Origin of the sequence: Micromonospora sp., assembly GCF_048594385.1 — a bacterium.
Lineage (GTDB): Bacteria > Actinomycetota > Actinomycetes > Mycobacteriales > Micromonosporaceae > Micromonospora > Micromonospora wenchangensis.
On record NZ_JBMDWU010000519.1, the window covers coordinates 1 to 1,735 of the forward strand.

Genomic DNA, 1,735 nt, shown 5'->3' on the forward strand with positions numbered 1-1,735 from the left:
CCCCCCACACCCTCCACACCACCCTCACCGCCAAAATCGACACCACCCACACCCTCCACACCGCACTCCAACACCACCCCGACGTCACCCTCGTCACCTACAGCAGCGCCGCGGCGACCTTCGGGAACCCGGGTCAGGCCAACTACGGCGCGGCCAACGCCTTCCAGGACGCCCTCGCCCACCAACGCCACCGCAGCGGCCTGCGCGCCACCGCCATCGGATGGGGACTCTGGGACACCACCGACGGGATGGCCGGCGGTCTCGGCCGGGCCGAACTCGACCGGATCGCGGCGGCCGGCGTACTGCCGATCGACGTGCACCAGGGGCTAGCCGCCCTCGACGCCGTGCTCGACGCGGACCGCCCCACGGTCCTGCCGGTACGGCTGAACCTGAACGCGTTCGCCGCCCGGGACGCCGTACCGCCGATGCTCAGCCGGCTGGTCCGCCCGGCGCGGCGGCGGGCCGCCACGGGTGCCGGCGGCACCGGTGAACTCGCCCGACGGCTGGCCGGGCAGAGCGCCCAGGAGCAGACCGCCTTCCTCACCGACCTGGTACGCGCCGAGGTGGACGTGGTCCTCGGTCGCACCGACGGCGAACCGGTCGACCCGCAGCGGCCCTTCCGGGAGCTGGGTGTGGACTCGCTGACGGCCGTCGAGCTGCGCAACCGGCTGGTCGCCGCGACCGGCGTCCCGCTCGCCGCGACCGCGGTCTTCGACCACCCCACCCCGGCCGCGCTGGTGGAGCACCTGCGCACCGTCGTCGCCGGACCGGACGGCGCGGCACCGGCGACGCCGACGATCCGTACCGCCGTCGCGGTCGCCGACGACCCGGTCGCCATCGTCGCCATGTCCTGCCGGTTCCCCGGCGGCGTCACCAGCCCGGAACACCTGTGGCGGGTGGTCGCCGACGGCGTCGACACCGTCGGCGACTTCCCCACCGACCGGGGCTGGAACGTGGACGACCTCTTCGACCCCGACCCGGCCGCCGTCGGCCGGACCTACACCCGGCAGGGCGGGTTCCTCCTCGACGCCGACACGTTCGACGCGGACTTCTTCGAGATCAGCCCCCGTGAGGCGGCGGCCATGGACCCGCAGCAGCGGTTGCTGCTGGAGACCTCGTGGGAGGCCATCGAGGCGGCCGGCATGGACCCCGCGGACCTGCGCGGCAGCGACACCGGCGTCTTCGTCGGCGTCATCACCAGCGACTACGTCACCCGGCTGGGCCACACCCCGGCCAGCGTCGAGGGACACGTCTCCACCGGCACCACCACGAGCGTCGCGTCCGGCCGCATCGCGTACACGCTCGGCCTGGAGGGGCCGGCGATCACGGTGGACACCGCCTGCTCGTCGTCGCTGGTCGCGCTGCACCTCGCCGCCGGCTCGCTGCGCTCGGGCGAGTGCTCGCTCGCCCTGGTCGGCGGCGCCACCGTGATGGCCGGGCCGGTCAACTTCGTCGAGTTCAGCCGGCAGCGGGCGCTGTCCCCCGACGGCCGGTGCAAGGCGTTCTCGTCCTCCGCCGACGGTACGGGCTGGGGCGAGGGCGTCGGCGTGATCATTTTGGAGCGGTTGTCGGATGCGCGGCGTAACGGGCACCCCGTGTTGGCGGTGGTGCGGGGTAGTGCGGTTAATCAGGATGGTGCGTCGAATGGGTTGACGGCGCCGCATGGTCCGTCGCAGGAGCGGGTGATTCGTCAGGCGTTGGCGAGTGGGGGTTTGTCGGCGGGTGATGTGGATGT

At 73.3% G+C, this 1,735-nt stretch carries 1 protein-coding gene; it reads left to right on the forward strand.

The window, feature by feature from the left end:
- A partial coding sequence (locus tag ACOJTC_RS27575) for a beta-ketoacyl synthase N-terminal-like domain-containing protein (RefSeq protein ID WP_420119070.1) occupies positions 1 to 1,735 on the forward strand: 1,735 nt, incomplete at both ends.